Origin of the sequence: Mesobacillus maritimus, from assembly GCF_019749255.1 — a bacterium.
Taxonomy (GTDB): domain Bacteria; phylum Bacillota; class Bacilli; order Bacillales; family Cytobacillaceae; genus Mesobacillus_B; species Mesobacillus_B maritimus_A.
The window spans coordinates 25,410-43,712 of sequence record NZ_JACWFH010000003.1 but is presented as its reverse complement, the minus strand read 5'-3'; the positions used below and the strand labels follow the sequence as shown (position 1 = coordinate 43,712).

The 18,303-nt window shown below is 39.6% G+C and carries 18 protein-coding genes; all 18 read left to right on the top strand.

Annotated elements, in window-relative coordinates; genetic code table 11:
- Window positions 1–347 precede the first annotated feature (347 nt).
- The 18 genes from H0185_RS01480 to mfd all read left to right on the top strand — a co-directional run bounded on the left by H0185_RS01480 (window position 348) and on the right by mfd (window position 18,082).
- Window positions 348–1,115 (top strand): TatD family hydrolase, encoded by a 768-nt coding sequence (locus tag H0185_RS01480; protein ID WP_221870513.1) that lies wholly within the window; start codon window positions 348–350, stop codon window positions 1,113–1,115.
- A 237-nt stretch (window positions 1,116–1,352) separates the two neighbouring features.
- Entirely contained in the window at window positions 1,353–2,549 is a 1,197-nt protein-coding gene (locus tag H0185_RS01475) for a G5 and 3D domain-containing protein (protein ID WP_221870511.1), read from the top strand.
- Between the two features lie 184 nt (window positions 2,550–2,733).
- The gene (gene rnmV / locus H0185_RS01470) at window positions 2,734–3,294 is read left to right on the top strand and encodes a ribonuclease M5 (RefSeq protein ID WP_221870509.1); all 561 of its coding nucleotides are present in this window, start codon (window positions 2,734–2,736) and stop codon (window positions 3,292–3,294) included.
- Complete coding sequence (rsmA, locus tag H0185_RS01465; RefSeq protein WP_221870507.1) at window positions 3,287–4,165, top strand: 16S rRNA (adenine(1518)-N(6)/adenine(1519)-N(6))-dimethyltransferase RsmA; 879 nt, start codon at window positions 3,287–3,289, stop codon at window positions 4,163–4,165. The genes rnmV and rsmA overlap by 8 nt, the downstream gene beginning before the upstream one ends.
- A gap of 123 nt (window positions 4,166–4,288) precedes the next feature.
- Window positions 4,289–5,170, top strand: coding sequence for a sporulation peptidase YabG (yabG, locus tag H0185_RS01460; protein WP_221870505.1), 882 nt, complete (start codon window positions 4,289–4,291; stop codon window positions 5,168–5,170).
- A gap of 357 nt (window positions 5,171–5,527) precedes the next feature.
- Complete coding sequence (veg, locus tag H0185_RS01455) at window positions 5,528–5,791, top strand: biofilm formation stimulator Veg (RefSeq protein ID WP_221870503.1); 264 nt, start codon at window positions 5,528–5,530, stop codon at window positions 5,789–5,791.
- Window positions 5,792–5,987: 196 nt separating this feature from the next.
- Window positions 5,988–6,167 (top strand): small, acid-soluble spore protein, alpha/beta type, encoded by a 180-nt coding sequence (locus H0185_RS01450; RefSeq protein WP_221870501.1) that lies wholly within the window; start codon window positions 5,988–5,990, stop codon window positions 6,165–6,167.
- Between the two features lie 168 nt (window positions 6,168–6,335).
- Window positions 6,336–6,650: a hypothetical protein gene (locus H0185_RS01445; RefSeq protein ID WP_221870499.1), complete on the top strand. Its 315-nt coding sequence runs from the start codon at window positions 6,336–6,338 to the stop codon at window positions 6,648–6,650.
- Window positions 6,651–7,143: 493 nt separating this feature from the next.
- A complete protein-coding gene (ispE, locus tag H0185_RS01440) occupies window positions 7,144–8,016 on the top strand; it encodes a 4-(cytidine 5'-diphospho)-2-C-methyl-D-erythritol kinase (RefSeq protein WP_221870497.1) in 873 nt (290 codons plus the stop codon).
- Window positions 8,017–8,091: 75 nt separating this feature from the next.
- Window positions 8,092–8,934, top strand: coding sequence for a pur operon repressor (gene purR / locus H0185_RS01435; RefSeq protein ID WP_221870495.1), 843 nt, complete (start codon window positions 8,092–8,094; stop codon window positions 8,932–8,934).
- Window positions 8,935–8,937: 3 nt separating this feature from the next.
- Window positions 8,938–9,312 (top strand): 2-iminobutanoate/2-iminopropanoate deaminase, encoded by a 375-nt coding sequence (gene ridA / locus H0185_RS01430; RefSeq protein WP_221870493.1) that lies wholly within the window; start codon window positions 8,938–8,940, stop codon window positions 9,310–9,312.
- Between the two features lie 292 nt (window positions 9,313–9,604).
- On the top strand, window positions 9,605–9,892 hold the full coding sequence (gene spoVG / locus H0185_RS01425; protein ID WP_046525179.1) for a septation regulator SpoVG: 288 nt from the start codon (window positions 9,605–9,607) through the stop codon (window positions 9,890–9,892).
- A gap of 221 nt (window positions 9,893–10,113) precedes the next feature.
- Window positions 10,114–11,487: a bifunctional UDP-N-acetylglucosamine diphosphorylase/glucosamine-1-phosphate N-acetyltransferase GlmU gene (gene glmU / locus H0185_RS01420; protein ID WP_221870491.1), complete on the top strand. Its 1,374-nt coding sequence runs from the start codon at window positions 10,114–10,116 to the stop codon at window positions 11,485–11,487.
- 15 nt (window positions 11,488–11,502) lie between these two features.
- A complete protein-coding gene (locus tag H0185_RS01415) occupies window positions 11,503–12,459 on the top strand; it encodes a ribose-phosphate diphosphokinase (RefSeq protein ID WP_221870489.1) in 957 nt (318 codons plus the stop codon).
- A 168-nt stretch (window positions 12,460–12,627) separates the two neighbouring features.
- Window positions 12,628–13,272, top strand: coding sequence for a 50S ribosomal protein L25/general stress protein Ctc (locus H0185_RS01410; protein ID WP_221870487.1), 645 nt, complete (start codon window positions 12,628–12,630; stop codon window positions 13,270–13,272).
- 242 nt (window positions 13,273–13,514) lie between these two features.
- Entirely contained in the window at window positions 13,515–14,075 is a 561-nt protein-coding gene (pth, locus tag H0185_RS01405; protein ID WP_221870485.1) for an aminoacyl-tRNA hydrolase, read from the top strand.
- A gap of 96 nt (window positions 14,076–14,171) precedes the next feature.
- Window positions 14,172–14,402 carry an anti-sigma-F factor Fin gene (fin, locus tag H0185_RS01400; RefSeq protein WP_221870483.1) on the top strand — a complete coding sequence of 77 codons (231 nt, stop codon included), beginning with the start codon at window positions 14,172–14,174 and terminating at the stop codon, window positions 14,400–14,402.
- 143 nt (window positions 14,403–14,545) lie between these two features.
- Window positions 14,546–18,082, top strand: coding sequence for a transcription-repair coupling factor (gene mfd / locus H0185_RS01395; RefSeq protein WP_221870481.1), 3,537 nt, complete (start codon window positions 14,546–14,548; stop codon window positions 18,080–18,082).
- The last annotated feature ends 221 nt before the right edge of the window (window positions 18,083–18,303 follow it).

Sequence of the window (18,303 nt, the reverse complement as noted above, 5' to 3'; positions counted from 1 at the left end):
TTCTTATAATCGGGACTTCGTGTGAGATACACTTTTTGCATGAAAAACCACTTAAATTAAATATTTCAAATAAAACATAGAAATGTTTCATCTGTAACATTTCTATGTTTTTTTGTTTACTTTATTGAAATACAGTTGATTTTACGTATAGAAAATCGTTATGATTTTGTCAAATTCTTTAGTAAATTTTGTGTCCTTCTTTTCCTTCCCATATTTGGAAATCTCCTTTTCAAGTAAAATAAGGACATAAAATGCAAATTGCATTAGAATAGTTTATTAGGATGGGGAGAATATACCATGAGAGAAAAGTTATTTTCTTTATTACCTAGTAAAAAGGAGTTTTTCTAATGCTATTTGATACGCATGTGCATTTAAATGCGGAGCAGTTCAACGAAGATTTACAAGAGGTCATTGATCGAGCAAAAGCGGAGGGTGTTGAAAGAATGGTTGTTGTCGGCTTTGACCGACCAACAATTACAAAAGCAATTGAGCTTTGTGAGACCTATGAATTTATTTATGCTAGTGTGGGGTGGCATCCAGTTGATGCTATTGATATGACACCTGAAGACCTAGAGTGGCTAAGAGATCTTTCCGCACATCCAAAAGTGGTTGCTCTTGGGGAAATGGGGTTGGACTATCATTGGGACAAGTCTCCAAAGGATATCCAAAAGGAAGTGTTTAGAAAGCAAATCCAACTTGCTAAAGAGGTTAAATTGCCAATCATTATCCACAATAGAGAAGCAACCTCTGATATTGTTGAGATTTTAAAAGAAGCAGGTGCAGCAGAAGTAGGAGGAATCATGCACTGCTTTAGTGGAAGTGTAGAAACAGCTAAGGAATGTCTTGAGATGAACTTCTACATATCGCTTGGTGGGCCTGTTACATTTAAAAATGCAAAAAAACCAAAGGAAGTAGCAGAAGCCATTCCACTCGATCGTTTGTTGATTGAGACTGATTGTCCATACTTAGCTCCTCATCCATACCGAGGAAAAAGAAATGAGCCAGCTTTTGTCAAACTAGTGGCTGAACAAATTGCCGAGTTAAAAGGAATTACCTATGAGGAAGTAGCAAAAGCAACCACAGAAAATGCCAAAAAATTGTTCGACATAAACTGATAGAATATGCTGTCGATTTAGCAAAAGATTTGTCCTATTTTTATTTAAAACTGTAGGTTCTACCTCAATTCTTTGTTACATAGGATAACCATGTCGACAAGTCCTACTTTTCTTTTCGAAAAACATCTTGCATAATGGTGGATATAATCGGGGGGAAGGTATTTGGGTTGACACTTCGGCAGTATAATCTATATAATCACTCGAGAAAAGGAGGCGTTTTTCATAGCGACCCAAAATATGAAAAACCAGGTACCTAAGTCTTTGAGTAAGAAAAAACTGGCTATCCTTTCTGCTAGTTTGCTAGTGTTCATATCTGTCCTTGGTTACTTTCTTTACGAGGGGACAAAAAATACAGTTGCTTTGACACTAGACGGCCAAGAAAAAGTCATTAAAACACATGCAGATACCATACAAGATATATTTGATGATCTAGAAATTTCTCTTGGTAAAGAAGACTATCTTTCAGTTGCGGCAGACACAAAAGTAAAAGATGACCTTAAGGTTGAGTGGAAGCCTGCAAAACAGGTACAGTTGGTTGATGACAAGAGTAAGAAAACCTATTGGACTGCTTCAGATACGATTGAGGAATTTTTGGATGAACAAGAAATTGTTCTAAAAGAACATGACAAGTTAACCCCAGATTTAAATACAGAGATAAAAGATGATTTGGAAATTGACATTCAACGAGCTTTCCCGGTAAAAGTAGTAGTTGGCGGAAAAGAACAGGAAGAATGGTCTACTTCGACTACGGTCGCTGACTTTTTATCACAACAAGGAATTGAACTTGAAAGTTTGGACCGAGTTGAACCAGCACTTACAGAAACAGTGTCTAGCAAAACCTTAATTAAGGTAATTAGAGTAGAAAAAGTCACCGATGTAGTTGAAGAACCAATCAAATTTGCAACTGTAACGAAAAATGACCAAAGTTTAGAAAAGGGAAAACAGAAAGTTGTAACAAATGGCCAAGAAGGTTTAATGGAAAAAAAGTATGAAGTCATCTTAGAAGATGGCAAAGAAGTATCCAGAGAGCTAGTTAACGAGACCAAGGTTAAAGACAAGCAGGATAAAGTTGTAGCCATGGGAACAAAGGTCATTGCTACTCAAGTTTCAAGGTCGGCATCAGCGGCTGCACCTAGTTCAGGTGGGAAAGAATTTTATGTGAATTCTACTGCTTATACAGCAAATTGTAATGGGTGTTCCGGTGTAACGGCTACTGGAGTTAATTTAAAATCTAATCCAAATGCGAAAGTAATCGCTGTTGACCCGAGTGTCATTCCATTAGGAACAAAGGTTTATGTTGAAGGGTATGGCTATGCGACTGCTTCTGATACTGGTGGCGCTATTAGAGGGAATAAAATTGATGTATTTTTCCCTTCCAAGTCCCAAGCATACCAATGGGGAACAAAACGAGTAAAAGTAAAAATTGTAAAATAGTGATTGAATGCAGGGGAAGGAATTTCCGCTGCATTTTTCATTTTGGTGATTTAAGGTATAATATGTTAAGCATCTAAGAACACGTTACAGGTACAAAATAAAATACTTATTATATATATAGACGGAAATGTTGCAAAAATGTTTCAGTTTTATTTTATTTTTTTGCGGAGGAAATTTATTTTTTATGAAAATTAAAGAAGTAATTGTTGTAGAAGGAAAAGATGATACAACAGCGATAAAAAATGCTGTTAACGCAGATACAATTGAGACTAATGGATCAGCGATTAACATGGATACAATAGAAATGATTCGGAAAGCCCAGGAAACCCGAGGGGTAATTGTGTTTACCGACCCAGACTTTCCTGGTGAGAAAATTCGTAAGACAATTGCCGAGCAGGTAGCAGGCTGTAAACATGCGTTTATCTCAAAGGAAAAGGCTGTAGCGAAAAGTGGACGTGGCCTAGGTGTAGAACATGCCACTCCCGAGACCATTCGTGAAGCGTTAAAAGATGCCCAGTTCATGGATGAAAAGGCGAAGGAGGAAATTACCCGAGAAGATTTGCTTGATGCGGGTTTGATTGCTGGCGAAGGGGCGAAAGATAGACGTGAGAAGCTAGGAAAGATTCTAAAAATCGGTTATACAAATGGAAAGCAGTTACATAAACGTTTGATGATGTTTCAAATAAGTGTAGGTGACTTTGCACAAGCAATGAACGTGATTAGACAGGAGGAAGAGAATGCATAAAGATATCGCAACGCCGGTCCGAACCCGGGAAATCCTAGACAAGTATGGTTTTTCTTTTAAAAAGAGTCTTGGTCAAAACTTTTTAATTGATACCAATATCCTAAATCGTATTGTGGACCATGCGAATTTAACCGAATCATCTGCTGCCATTGAAGTAGGACCAGGAATCGGGGCACTAACAGAGCAACTAGCGAGAAGGAGCAAGAAGGTAATGGCATTTGAAATTGATCAACGCCTACTGCCGATTCTTGCTGATACCCTATCTCCTTATCCTAATGTAAAGGTTATCCACCAAGATATATTAAAGGCGGATGTTAGGAAGTATATTGATGAAGAATTAACTGGGATCGATGATATTATGGTCGTTGCAAACCTACCCTATTACGTGACGACACCTATTCTGATGAAGTTATTAGAGGAGAAGCTGCCAATCCGTGGTATTGTCGGTATGCTTCAAAAGGAAGTGGCTGATAGGCTGGCAGCGAAGCCTGGCACAAAGGAATATGGATCATTGTCCATCGCTGTTCAATATTATACAGTTGCGGAGACAGTCATGATAGTGCCAAAAACTGTATTCATCCCTCAGCCAAATGTCGACTCTGCGGTTATCCGACTAACTGTCCGTGAAAAGCCGGCTGTCATTGTAAAAGATGAAGCTTTCTTTTTCCAAGTAACAAGGGCAAGCTTTGCTCAAAGAAGAAAAACCATCCTTAATAATTTGACAAGTCAGTTGCCGAACGGAAAGCAAAACAAAGAACAAATTATTTCCGCTTTAAAAGAAGTAGGAATTGTGGAGTCAAGAAGAGGAGAAACTCTTTCGATTGAAGAATTCGGTCGGTTGAGTGATGCGCTCTATCCTATATTTAACTGATAAACTTTAGCCCTGATTATCCAGGGCTTTTTTTGTGCTCCAACTTCACACTTCAACGTCCACCTGCATAGCCTAAAAAAGAAGAACAATACTCTCAGGCATTGCCTTTTTGGAGTGAAGACAGTGAGTATAAAACTCATGGATATAGTAGGTAGGGTTTCATATAATTGTGATATTATTTTTCGGGTAACCGATATAAAGGTAGAAAATGGTGTCAAAACGGTTGTTTTATATGGCGAAGATTTCCGTTTGGTTGCGGATGCACCATACGAGGATTTGGTTAAGGTTAAGCAAAGTGATCGTCAAAAAATTAGCGCAGAGAGTCGTTCTCGTGAGGAGCAGTCCTATATTCTTTTTCAACAGGACGTTGAATTGCTTAGACAGAAGCAAGAGTTTGAGGTGACCGAATCGTATAGCCATAATATTGGGTATTTTCAACTACCAGGAAAAGTACTTCATATTGATGGGGACCCAAATTATTTGGAAAAATGCTTAGCTCTTTACGAGAAAGTAGGTGTACCTGTCTATGGGATTCATTGTAATGAAAAAGAGATGCCAAATAGAATCAGCGGACTTCTTGATTACTACAGACCAGACATACTTGTTGTAACAGGACATGATGCGTACTCGAAGTCCAAAGGGAAGATGGAGGATATTAATGCCTACCGTCATTCTAAGCATTTTGTTCAAACAGTCCGTGAAGCAAGGAAAAAGATCCCCCATCTTGATCAACTTGTGATTTTTGCTGGGGCTTGTCAATCTCATTTTGAATCTTTAATTCAAGCTGGTGCCAACTTTGCGAGTTCTCCAGGTCGAGTCAATATTCATGCTCTTGATCCTGTATATATTGTTGCAAAGATAAGTTTTACTCCTTTTATTGAAAGAATTCATGTTTGGGATGTGCTCAGAAACACGTTAACGGGAGAAAAAGGTCTAGGTGGAATTGAAACAAAAGGGGTATTAAGAGTCGGAATGCCATTAAACAAACCAGAGGATATAGAATAGGCCGCAGGCAAAAAGCGGCTATTTTTTTTGATGTGTATTTTCACGACCCATTAGAATGCAATGAGATTGAGTTCTAATGGAGTGCAAGGCAAAGGGATAACTTCATAGGAGCAAAGGTGTAAGTGGGTTCCCTGCCTTGCCTAAGGGCGTGAAACAGCTGTGTGCGAAGTATATGACCTATTTAAAAAAAGAATACATAAAATTCAAAGATACAGGATATGCTATCATTGTTGAAAAATAGAAGAAAATGAGGAATGAAATATGTTGACTTTTATTTTTCACTCCTGTTATAATTTATGTTTTTAATTGACGAAAATGGTGTCAGTATGTTATACTTGACATAGTGAGGTGGACCGAATGCCAAAAACATTATTGGACATTAAAAAAGCTCTTGATTCAAATTTGGGCAAAAGGCTTTTGCTGAAGGCGAATGGCGGACGCAGAAAGACGATTGAACGTTCAGGTATTTTAGCAGAAACCTATCCCTCTGTCTTTGTTATTGAACTAGACCAAGAGGAAAATTCTTTTGAACGGGTATCATATAGCTACGCAGATGTTTTAACGGAAACGGTACAAATTACATTCTATGAAGATGCAGCGGGAAATGTTGCTTTAAGTTAATACTATAGGCACACCGGGCAGTGGACAATTGTTTGCTGCTTTTTTGTTGTCTAAAAAAGCATTAGACTTAAATACAGCGCTTAGTCGACTTCTGAAATAGATCTTTATCCTTATCTCTGGATAAATTAGGATTACATGGATTGAGTAAATTTATTCATACTAATCGTAATGCAGTGACGAAAGGAGATGGTTTCTCGTGGGCAGACGAAAAGGAATTATGTCTGATGCGTTTAAAGAAGAGCTTGCGAAAGAACTTGGTTTCTACGATGTCGTCCAAAGGGAAGGCTGGGGAGGAATTAAAGCTAGGGACGCAGGGAACATGGTCAAACGGGCCGTCGAACTTGCGGAACAGCAGCTCATGAATCAGAAACGATAACTTTTCGAACAGGTCAGGCCATGCTTGCACCAAAAACGCCTTCAAGATAAATATCAAATAATGTCACTGCAGGAGACCGGAGCTAATGCTCCGGTTTTTTTTTGTTAGGTTCTTTGATTTTAGATTGAAGGTACAAAAGGTTGCCTTTTTAAGAGTATGGAGATAAAAATGGGGCAACCAAAGCATGAAAAAGGAATCGTAAGTTCGAGTGTAAGTGAGGGGAGGGGCGTATTCGTACAGGGCAAGGAGGAAATATGGTATTGGAGTCCGAATGGAGGGTGTATTCGGACAGAGCAAGGTGGAAAAAGGGTATTGGAGTCCGAATGGAGGGCGTATTCGGACAGGGCAAGGTGGAAAAAGGGTATTGGAGTCCGAATGGAGGGTGTATTCGGACAGAGCAAGGTGGAAAAAGGGTATTGGAGTCTGAATAGAAGGCGTATTAGTACAGGGCAAGGAGGAAATATGGTATTGGAGTCTGAATAGAGGGCGTATTCGGACAGGGCAAGGAGGAAATATGGTATTGGAGTCTGAATAGAGGGCGTATTCGGACAGAGCAAGGTGGAAAAAGGGTATTCGAGTCCGAATGAAGGTTGTATTCGGACAAAACAAGGTGGGAAAATGAAATTCGAGTCCGAATGAGGTGGGGATTCGGACAGAGCAGGTCAGGAAAATGAAATTCGAGTCCGAATTGAGGGTGTATTCGGACAGAGCAAGACGGAAAAATGAAATCCGAGTCCGAATAAAAAAGGAGATAGGAAATCTACACAGAAGCTTAAAAACATAATACCAATCCTCACAATAACAACCTCAAAAAGGCCAATCACTTTACACTAAGTACATGTAATATTCCCTGAAAAAGTGTCAAAAACAAGAAACTTCATGATTTCTTCCTCCGAAAATTCTTCCTTTGAGGTTTTTATGGTAAAATAGGACAAAAAATGGACATCGCCCGAATTTTTTAAAGTAGGTGGAAGGATTGAAGCTTTTAATAAAAGCACCGGCAAAGATAAATTTGTCTCTGGACGTTTTACATAAGCGACCGGATGGTTATCATGAGGTTGAAATGGTGATGACTACAATTGACTTAGCTGACCGAATTGAGATGAGTTTGCTTGATAAAGACACGATCAAAATAAATTCACAAAATCGGTTTGTTCCGGATGACCAACGAAACTTGGCTTATCAAGCAGCTCGTTTACTTAAAGAACGGTTCAATGTTAAAAAAGGAGTCTCAATTACTATTGAGAAGACCATTCCTGTGGCTGCAGGCTTGGCAGGAGGAAGCAGTGATGCTGCAGCGACTTTAAGGGGCTTAAACAAACTTTGGCAGCTTGGTCTATCTATTGATGAGTTAGCAACACTAGGTTCGGAAATTGGCTCGGATGTATCTTTTTGCGTTTATGGAGGAACGGCTTTAGCAACTGGAAGAGGCGAAGTTATTCAACAACTTCCTGCTCCCCCAACCTGTTGGGTGGTTTTAGCTAAACCATTTATCGGCGTATCAACTGCTGAAATTTATCGCCGTTTACAAATTGATGGAATCCATCATCCTAATACCAAAGAGATGGTTCGTGCTATTGAGGAAAAGGACTTTAAAAGAGTCTGCAATCATGTTGGAAACGTATTAGAAGAGGTGACACTTGATCTTCACCCCGAGGTAGCACAAATTAAAGATCAAATGAAACGATTTGGTGCCGATGCTGTACTGATGAGTGGGAGCGGACCAACAGTCTTTAGTCTTGTTGAGCATGATTCACGCATGCACCGAATTTATAATGGGTTGAGAGGGTTCTGTGATCAAGTATTTGCAGTTAGAATGCTAGGAGAACGGCATACAATTGAAGGATAAAGAAAGACTCTCTTGTATAAACCCGTACATTAGTGGTATATTAATGTTATAATATTCGGGTTTTGGAGGTTAGCAATGAAATTTAGGCGGAGTGAACGTTTGATTGATATGACAAATTATTTGCTCGAACATCCCCGCGAACTTGTCCCCCTTACCTACTTCGCAGAGAAGTATGGTTCAGCTAAATCTTCTATTAGTGAGGATTTAGGTATTATCAAGGAGACATTTGAAACGCGTGGGATTGGGATTTTGAAGACCGTTCCAGGAGCGGCTGGAGGCGTCAAGTTCTATGTTCATGTAGGGCAGGAAGAAGCAGCGGCATTAATAGAGGAACTTTGCAATGTATTCGAGAGTCCAGAACGGCTGCTACCAGGTGGATATCTCTATCTGAATGATATACTTGGAAATCCAACCATTGTAAGAAATGTGGGCAGGGTCATTGCATCGGCCTATGCAAAGGCGGATATCGATGCAGTCATGACTGTTGCGACAAAAGGAATTTCCATTGCCTATGCTGTGGCAGGGTTCTTAAATGTGCCAGTCGTTATTGTTCGAAGGGACCCAAAGGTGACAGAAGGCTCAACTGTAAGTATTAACTATGTCTCGGGGTCAACCAAAAGAATTCAAACGATGGTACTTTCTAAACGAAGTCTATCGGAAGGGGCACGTGTCTTAATCGTGGATGACTTTATGAAAGCTGGCGGAACCATTAACGGCATGATTGATTTACTTCAAGAGTTTAATGCATCCGTGGCAGGGATTGCAGTTCTGGTAGAATCGGAAGAAACGGAAGAAAGACTAGTAGACGACTATCTCTCTCTTGTTCGTCTATCAAATGTAAATGTTAGGGAAAAAACAATTAGTGTAAGTGAGGGGAACTTCTTTTCCCGCATTCATTTTAATAACGGGAGTGTGTAGAAAATGAAACCTGTACAAACAAGCAAAGCACCTGCAGCGATAGGCCCATACTCACAAGGGATTATCGTAAATAATTTATTTTATAGCTCTGGCCAGATTCCACTTACTGCAGAAGGAGAAATGGTGACAGGGGATGTCAAAGAGCAAACACATCAAGTATTCAAAAACCTGATGGCGGTACTTGAAGAAGCAGGCGCATCACTAGAAACGGTTGTCAAAGCAACGGTTTTCATTAAAAATATGGATGAGTTTGCTAGCGTAAACGAAGTGTATGGAGAATATTTTAATACTCATAAACCAGCTCGATCTTGTGTAGAAGTTGCTAGACTTCCAAAAGATGCACTTGTAGAGATTGAAGTCATTGCGCTCGTTAAATAAACGGGCGTTTTTTTTATTGTTTATAAGCGGGGAATTTAAAAGCAGCATTATTCTTTCCTATCAACATTTATACTATTTCAAGTTTAGGTGATTAATTTCAACAATCTTTGTGTATAATCGATAAAGTCAATAGGTCTTTGTGCCTGAAACAAGGAGAGGGATCGGTTTATTTTCCTAACATTTAATAAATTGAGGTAAATTTTCTAAATTATTTTATTCAAAAGAAGGATTATACGAATGCCTGTTGAATAAGTTAACTAGAATTTTATCTTTGTTGAAGGTGGTGAACGGAATGGAAGTAACTGACGTAAGATTGCGCCGTGTAAATACAGATGGACGGATGAGAGCAATTGCTTCTATCACGCTTGATAACGAATTCGTAGTACATGATATTCGTGTCATCGATGGAAACAATGGACTTTTTGTAGCAATGCCAAGCAAGCGTACCCCGGATGGTGAATTCAGGGATATCGCTCATCCAATTAACTCTGGCACTCGCGGCAAGATCCAAGACGCTGTATTGGCTGAATACCATCGTCTAGGCGAACTTGAAGTTGAGTTTGAAGAAGCAGGAGCATAATAGAAAAAATTTTTCTTTTCATCAGGGGCCTACTCACAAGTACGGCTCTTTTTTATTTTTATTTCCCCCTTTTACTAAACCATAAACCTAATTCCTCACTTTTTTTCTATAAAAATCCCTTTCAAGCATACAAAATACCCCCATTCTGCTAACTATGTTGAAATGATTCGTATTTTAGGATATATTCTTAATGGATAAAAAGGTAAATTGGAGGCCTGTAAATGTCTAACCGTTATGCCATTATATTAGCAGCAGGACAAGGTACAAGAATGAAATCTAAGCTCTATAAGGTTTTGCATCCTGTCTGCGGCAAACCCATGGTTCAACACGTAGTAGATCATGTAAAAAGTCTTAATATAAACGAAATCGTGACCATCGTCGGGCATGGTGCTGAGAAGGTGAGATCCCAGCTTGGTGAGTCAAGTCACTATGCTCTTCAAGAGAAGCAATTAGGAACAGCACATGCAGTCCTACAAGCAAAAGAAATGCTTGCAGGCAAAGAAGGTACGACAATCGTTGTATGTGGAGATACACCCTTAATTAAAGGAGAGACGATGGAAGCATTGTTTCAACATCATGAAGAAACAGGAGCAAAGGCAACCATCTTAACAGCACGTGCGATCGACCCAACAGGTTATGGTCGAATCATTCGAAACGATCAAGCACTAGTTGAGAGAATCGTTGAACATAAAGATGCTACTGAAGCAGAGCGCAACATTAATGAAATCAATACTGGAACCTATTGTTTCGATAATAAGGCTCTTTTCGAAGCACTTAATAATGTAGGCAATGATAATGTGCAAGGGGAGTACTACCTCCCGGATGTAATTGAAATATTAAAAGAGCAAGGTGAAACCGTTTCTGCGTATGTAACCGGCAGTTTTGAAGAGACTTTAGGTGTAAACGACCGTGTCGCTTTAGCGGAAGCAGAGCGAATTATGAGAAAGCGAATCAATGAAGGGCATATGCGCAATGGTGTCACATTGATTGATCCTGCAAATACGTATATTGGATCAGATGTGAAAATCGGTTCTGATACAATCGTTTATCCTGGCACGACCATTTCTGGTGATACTGTTATTGGTACTGAATGTGTCATTGGACCTAATAGTGAAATCAGTAATTGTGAAATCGGCAATGAGACGGTTGTTCGTCAGTCCGCTGCCTTTGATAGTAAAATTGGTTCAGAAGTAAATATCGGACCATTTGCTCATATCCGACCACAATCAGACATTGATGATCAGGTTAAAATTGGGAACTTTGTTGAAATTAAGAAAGCTGTCTTTGGAAAAGGGAGTAAAGCTTCCCATCTTAGTTATATAGGTGATGCTGAAGTGGGTAGCGATGTCAATATTGGCTGTGGCACCATTACGGTAAACTATGATGGTAAAAATAAATTTCTAACAAAGATTGAGGATGGAGCTTTCATCGGCTGTAATTCGAATCTAGTAGCCCCAGTAACTGTTGGCAAGGGCGCGTATGTCGCTGCAGGATCGACGATAACAGAGGATGTTCCTGGAGAGGGTCTGGCTATTGCGCGAGCTCGTCAAGTGAATAAGGAAGACTACACAGGGAAATTAAATTCAAAGAAATAACTGGGAGGTCCCATAATGACGAATCAGTATTTAGACCCAAATTTAAAGGTCTTTACCCTTAACTCAAATAAAACACTTGCTCAAGAAATTGCAAAAGTAATTGGTGTAGAACTTGGAAAATGTTCTGTTGACCGCTTCAGCGATGGAGAAATTCAAATCAACATCGAGGAAAGTATTCGTGGTTGCGATGTTTATGTCATTCAATCAACCAGTGCTCCTGTTAATGAGCATATCATGGAACTTCTAATCATGATTGACGCTTTAAAGCGTGCTTCAGCAAAAACCATCAATGTGGTTATTCCGTATTATGGCTATGCACGCCAAGATCGCAAAGCGCGTGCCAGAGAACCTATTACTTCGAAATTAGTAGCAAACCTTCTAGAAACGGCTGGAGCGACTCGTGTGATTACTCTAGATTTACATGCGCCACAAATTCAAGGATTCTTTGATATTCCAACCGATCAGTTAATGGGTGTTCCAATCCTAGCAGATCATTTTAGCAACCGTGAATTTACTGGGGATATTGTTATTGTTTCACCTGACCACGGTGGAGTAACAAGAGCAAGAAAAATGGCTGAACGCTTAAAAGCCCCAATTGCGATTATTGATAAACGTCGTCCAAGACCGAATGTAGCAGAGGTTATGAACATCGTTGGGAACATCGAAGGAAAGACTGCTATCCTAATTGACGATATTATTGATACAGCCGGTACCATCACACTAGCGGCAAATGCACTTGTAGAAAATGGTGCGGTTGAAGTACTTGCATGCTGTACGCATCCAGTTCTTTCAGGACCAGCAATTGAGCGTATTCAAAACTCGCAAATTAAAGAATTAGTCGTAACAAATTCAATTGAACTCCCTGAAGAAAAAAGAATCGATAAGATTGTAGAACTATCTGTCGCTCCATTACTAGGCGAAGCAATTATCCGTGTACATGAGGAGCAATCCGTTAGTACATTATTTAATTAATAGGTGAACCGTACATAAGGTTCGACATTTGTAGTACATAGAAGGCTTGCGAAAATGCTAGCCTTCTTCTATTTTTCCCTCCAAACTAATTAATACGTTTAGATTTAGGCTTAATAGGGCATTTTTTTAATGATAAGTCTAAATTTGTAGTTGGAAGGGGACATCTGAATGAGTGCTATATTAAAAGCGAGTGGTCGTAGTAGTAATAGTCAAAAGTCGAGTCTAACTAGACTTCGTGCGGAAGGAAACATTCCAGCAGTGATTTACGGAAGTAAAATGGAGAGTAAACCTGTGTATGTTGATAGTATCGAATTTATTAAAACAATTCGTGAGGTTGGCAGAAACGGGATTATCTCCCTTGATGTTGACGGAAGCAAAACCGATGTTATGTTGAGTGATTACCAACAAGATTCGATTAAAGGAGATATTTTACACGCTGACTTTTTTGCTGTGAATATGAAAGAGGAAAGAACAGCCACTGTAAGAGTAGCCCTTGTTGGTGAAGCTCCGGGAGTTAAGGACGGAGGCGTGCTGCAGCAGGCTGTCCATGAACTATCTGTTACAGCCACACCAGCGAATATTCCACAGTCTATTGATTTAGATATCTCAAATCTTCAGGTAAGTGAACATTTAACCGTTGGTGATTTGAAGAACTCTGGTGGAAGTTATACAATTGATGATGAAGACTCCTTGGTGTTGGTTACAATTCTTCCTCCGAAACAGGAAGAAGAGATCAACTCTGGTGAAGAACAAGAACCAGGGCATCCTGACAATGAAGAAGGTAGAGAAACTGAACCAACTACTGAAAGCTAGTAGAATAGACGTAACCTAATCGGTTACGTTCTTTATTTTAGGCTGTGTTAATGTACATTGTTGATTTTTCACGTTGAATGAAACAGAAGACAGATAGAATCCTGCTGGAGCTAGCAAGATACCATCATGCTAATATGTCTGCGAACAGCCTAAATTGGAAATCAACAGCTACGGTTAACACAGCCTTATTTTAAAAATTTTTATACAGAATGGTAGCACCAAGATGAAGGTGGGGAAGAATCATGAAACTAATCGTAGGGTTAGGAAATCCAGGAAAGCAGTATGAAAAGACAAGACATAATATTGGTTTTGAAGTGATTGATCAGCTTTCAGAAAAAATGAACATTCCTTTGAGTCAAGCGAAGTTTAAAGGACTCTTTGGAGCGGGGATTGTAAAAGGGGAAAAGGTTATTCTACTGAAACCATTGACCTATATGAATTTATCCGGTGAGTCCATTGGCGCCGTTATGAGCTATTATGATATTGAGCTGGAGGATTTACTGGTTATTTATGATGATTTAGATTTGCCAACAGGCAAAATTCGCCTGAGACAAAAAGGGAGTGCTGGTGGGCACAATGGGATTCGCTCCACAATTGCTCATACAGGATCGCAGGAATTTAAGCGTATTCGGGTTGGAATCAGTCGTCCGCAAAATAGAATGCCAATAACAGATTATGTATTGGGGAAATTCTCAAAAGAAGAACAAGTTGAGATGGATAAAGCTGCTCAAAAGGCGTGCGAGGCTTGTGAGGCATGGATGGAAGTTCCTTTTCTTCAAGTGATGAATCAATACAATCAATAACATATAAATAGAGTCTTTACATAGAATAAGCATATGAATAAGTTCCCTTAAATCCGTAAATAATAAGCATAACAGGATGATTAGGGAGGGACAGGCATGGCTATGCATTATTACTGCCGTCATTGTGGAACGAATATTGGGACATTAGACCGATTATCGGTTCAAAGCGAAAGTCTAGGTTTCCATAAGCTGACAGATGAAGAACGCCATGATATGATAAGCTATGAAAGCAATGGTGACATTCAGATAAAGTCAATCTGTGAGGATTGTCAGGAATCGTATGAGCGTAATCCAAGCTACCATGAAAATGACTATCTAATTCACTGACACGCTTTGGACGATTGTTCCAAGGCATTTTTCTGTTTCTATACATGCTTATTTTAGTTATGATAAAATTTTTAGCTAGATTACTGTCTAGCTCCAGTGCCACTTTAAGGTCTGGAGCATTTCTTAGTGAGGGAGAGGTTGGAATGCAAGGGCTGAAAGCTCTTTTTCGTCAACAGGATGACGTCCATTCTGTTGTTTCTGGAATGGAAATAGGCTTAAGAGAACAACTTGTAGCTGGCCTATCCGGTTCAGCAAGAACTGTTTTTTTATCCTCAATTTATGAAAATACAAATCGTTCAGTACTGGTCGTAACGCATAATCTTCTGCAGGCACAAAAACTCTACGATGATTTAGTAGGGTTAGTCGGGGAAACAGATGTTTACTTATATCCGGCGAATGAATTAATTGCCGCCGAGTTAAGTATTTCTTCACCTGAATTAAAGGCTCAACGGATTGAAGCACTAAACCATTTGGCGGGCAATAAAAGCGGAATTGTCGTCGTGCCTATGGCAGGCTTTAAAAAGATTCTGCCGCCCAAAGATTTGTGGATGCGTTTTCAAATACCGTTTTCTGTAGGGGAAGAAATTGACGTTGAGACGGTCCTGAACCAATTTGTCAACATGGGCTATGTGCGTTCAGATCTTGTCTCCGCTCCTGGTGAGTTTAGTGTCAGAGGCGGGATTATTGATATTTACCCATTAACAGCAGCAGACCCGTACCGAATTGAATTATTCGATACAGAGGTTGATTCTATCCGGTCATTTTCATTAGAGGATCAACGCTCCAAGGACAAGTTGACTAAGGTAGTCATTGATCCTGCTACTGAAAATTTACTAGAGTCCAGTCAACTTGCAAGATTGATTTCAGAACTGGAAACCGGTTTAGCAAAAAGTCTTAAAAAGCTCAAAGATGAGAAAGCGAAAAATCAACTTATTCAAAATATCGGACATGAGCTTGAACAATTAAAGAATGGACAGAAACCAGATCAATTGTTTAAATACTTGTCCATCGCCTATGGAAAACCTCAAAGTTTGCTAGATTACCTGAATCCCGATGGGTTTATTTTTATTGATGAGATTAGTCGAGTCCAGGAAATGAATGAATCATTAAACAAAGAAGAAGCAGAGTGGTATACAAGCCTTTTAGGTGAGGGGCAAATTATCCATGATCTGCAACTTTCTCATCATCTTCCGGATTTATTGCAACAGTCAGCAAGGCCGATTGTCTATTCGAGCTTGTTTTTAAGACATGTTCCAAGCACAAATCCGCAAAATATCATCAATATTTCGTGTAAACCAATGCAAAACTTCCATGGCCAGATGAATGTGTTAAAAACAGAGATGGACCGGTGGAAGAAAGGAAATTACACCGTCATCCTCTTAGGGCCAGATGAAGAAAGAACACATAAGCTAGAACGCGTCTTAGAGGATTATGAGATTGAGGTCATTCGAGTTGCGAACACAGACCCAATCAGGGTAGAAAAAGCTCAGATTGTTCAAGGGAGTCTAAACTCCGGGTTTGAAATGCCGATTCAAAAACTTGTGGTCATCACTGAGGAAGAACTTTTTAATAAAAAGACGAAGCGGACAAAGCGCCGACAAAAGCTCTCCAATGCAGAGCGCATCAAAAGCTATTCAGAGCTTAAGGTTGGCGACTATGTTGTCCATGTGAACCACGGGATAGGAAAGTATCTAGGGATTGAGACGTTAGTTATCAATGGTGTTCATAAAGATTATCTTAATATTCGCTATCAAGGAACAGATAAGCTTTATGTACCTGTTGAGCAAATTGACCTGATCCAGAAATACGTTGGCTCAGAAGGCAAAGAACCGAAAATTTATAAGCTGGGCGGAAACGATTGGAAAAAGGTAAAAAATAAAGTCCAATCCCAAGTACAAAACATAGCTGATGATTTAATTAAGCTTTATGCCGAGAGAGAAGCGAGCAGAGGGTATGCATTTTCTCTAGATGGTGATATGCAAAGAGAGTTTGAGACTTCTTTCCCTTATGAGGAAACAGAAGACCAAATCCGTTCCATCCATGAAATTAAAAAGGATATGGAAAATGAACGACCGATGGATCGCCTCCTTTGTGGCGATGTTGGATACGGGAAAACGGAAGTAGCCATCAGGGCAGCCTTTAAGGCAATTGCCGACGGTAAACAAGTGGCATTGCTTGTTCCAACGACAATTTTAGCTCAGCAGCACTATGAAACCATTCGTGAAAGATTTCAGGACTATCCGATTAATATTGGACTTTTGAGCCGTTTCCGTACTCGAAAGCAACAAACAGAAACCATTAAAGGTCTAAAAGCGGGGACAGTGGATATTGTCATTGGTACTCACCGAATTCTTTCTAAGGATATTACTTACAGAGATTTAGGCTTGCTAATCATCGATGAAGAACAGCGATTTGGTGTCACACATAAAGAAAAAATCAAACAACTAAAAACCAATGTTGATGTACTGACATTAACGGCAACACCAATCCCAAGAACCCTTCACATGTCTATGTTAGGCGTTCGTGATTTGTCTGTCATTGAAACACCGCCTGAAAATCGATTCCCTGTCCAAACTTATGTGATGGAATACAATGGGGGTCTTGTACGTGAGGCAATTGAAAGAGAGCTTGCAAGAAATGGGCAGGTTTATTTCCTTTACAACCGGGTAGAAGACATTGAGCGAAAAGCAGAGGAAATCTCGATGTTAGTCCCAGATGCAAGGGTGGCTCATGCACATGGGAAAATGACAGAAAATGAATTAGAATCGGTGATGCTCGGATTCCTTGAAGGGGAATTTGATGTTTTAGTCAGTACAACCATTATTGAAACGGGTGTCGACATCCCTAATGTCAACACACTGATTGTTCACGATGCGGATAAAATGGGGCTATCTCAGCTCTACCAATTAAGAGGTCGTGTAGGACGATCTAATCGTGTCGCTTATGCTTACTTTACTTATCGGAAGGATAAGGTGTTAACGGAAGTCGCGGAAAAGCGTCTTCAAGCCATAAAGGAGTTTACAGAGCTTGGCTCGGGCTTTAAGATTGCCATGCGGGATTTATCCATTCGCGGTGCAGGAAATCTGCTTGGAGCTGAACAACATGGTTTCATTGATTCAGTTGGATTTGATTTGTACTCACAAATGTTAAAAGAGGCCATCGAGGAAAGACAGCCTGACCATGAGCAAAAGAAACGAGCTACGGTCGAACTTGATCTAGAAATAGATGCTTATATTCCTGATTCTTATATTCAAGATGGACATCAAAAAATTGAAATGTATAAGCGTTTCCGCGGATTAGAAACGCTAAATGACATTGAAGAGTTGAAGGAAGAAATGGTTGACCGATTTGGGGACTATCCTCAAGAAGTGACGCATCTATTCCAAGTATCTGAGCTTAAGATCTATGCTGAAACAGCAGCAGTGGAAACCATCAAGCAAGCGAAACAAGAGATTGCTATTTATGTATCTGAAAGTGGAACAAGTCAGATTGATGGGCAAAAGATCTTCAAGATTAGTGATAAATTCCGTAGAAACGTTGGTCTTGGGATGGACGGGAACAGATTAAAGATGGTCATTCATACAAAAGGACTTAAAAAGGAAGAGTGGCTTCATATCACCTTCGAAATGGTTAAAGGGCTTCACGACTCTGTAAGAGAAGAAGAAAACTCAGTATCTTAATCAAACTAATTTACTATGTAACATAAATATTAGCTGGAAAATGTTTCATCCTCTAAAGATGAGGGTAACTCTTAAAGAGAGGATTACCGGAGTGTTTATCCTGATTCTTCCTTACCTAGAATGGCGATTTCAAAAATAGAAATCCTACCACTTAAGAGAAAATATTCTTGGATGTGAATAGAACTTTCCAGATGAAAGATACTAAGTTCAATCATGGTAAT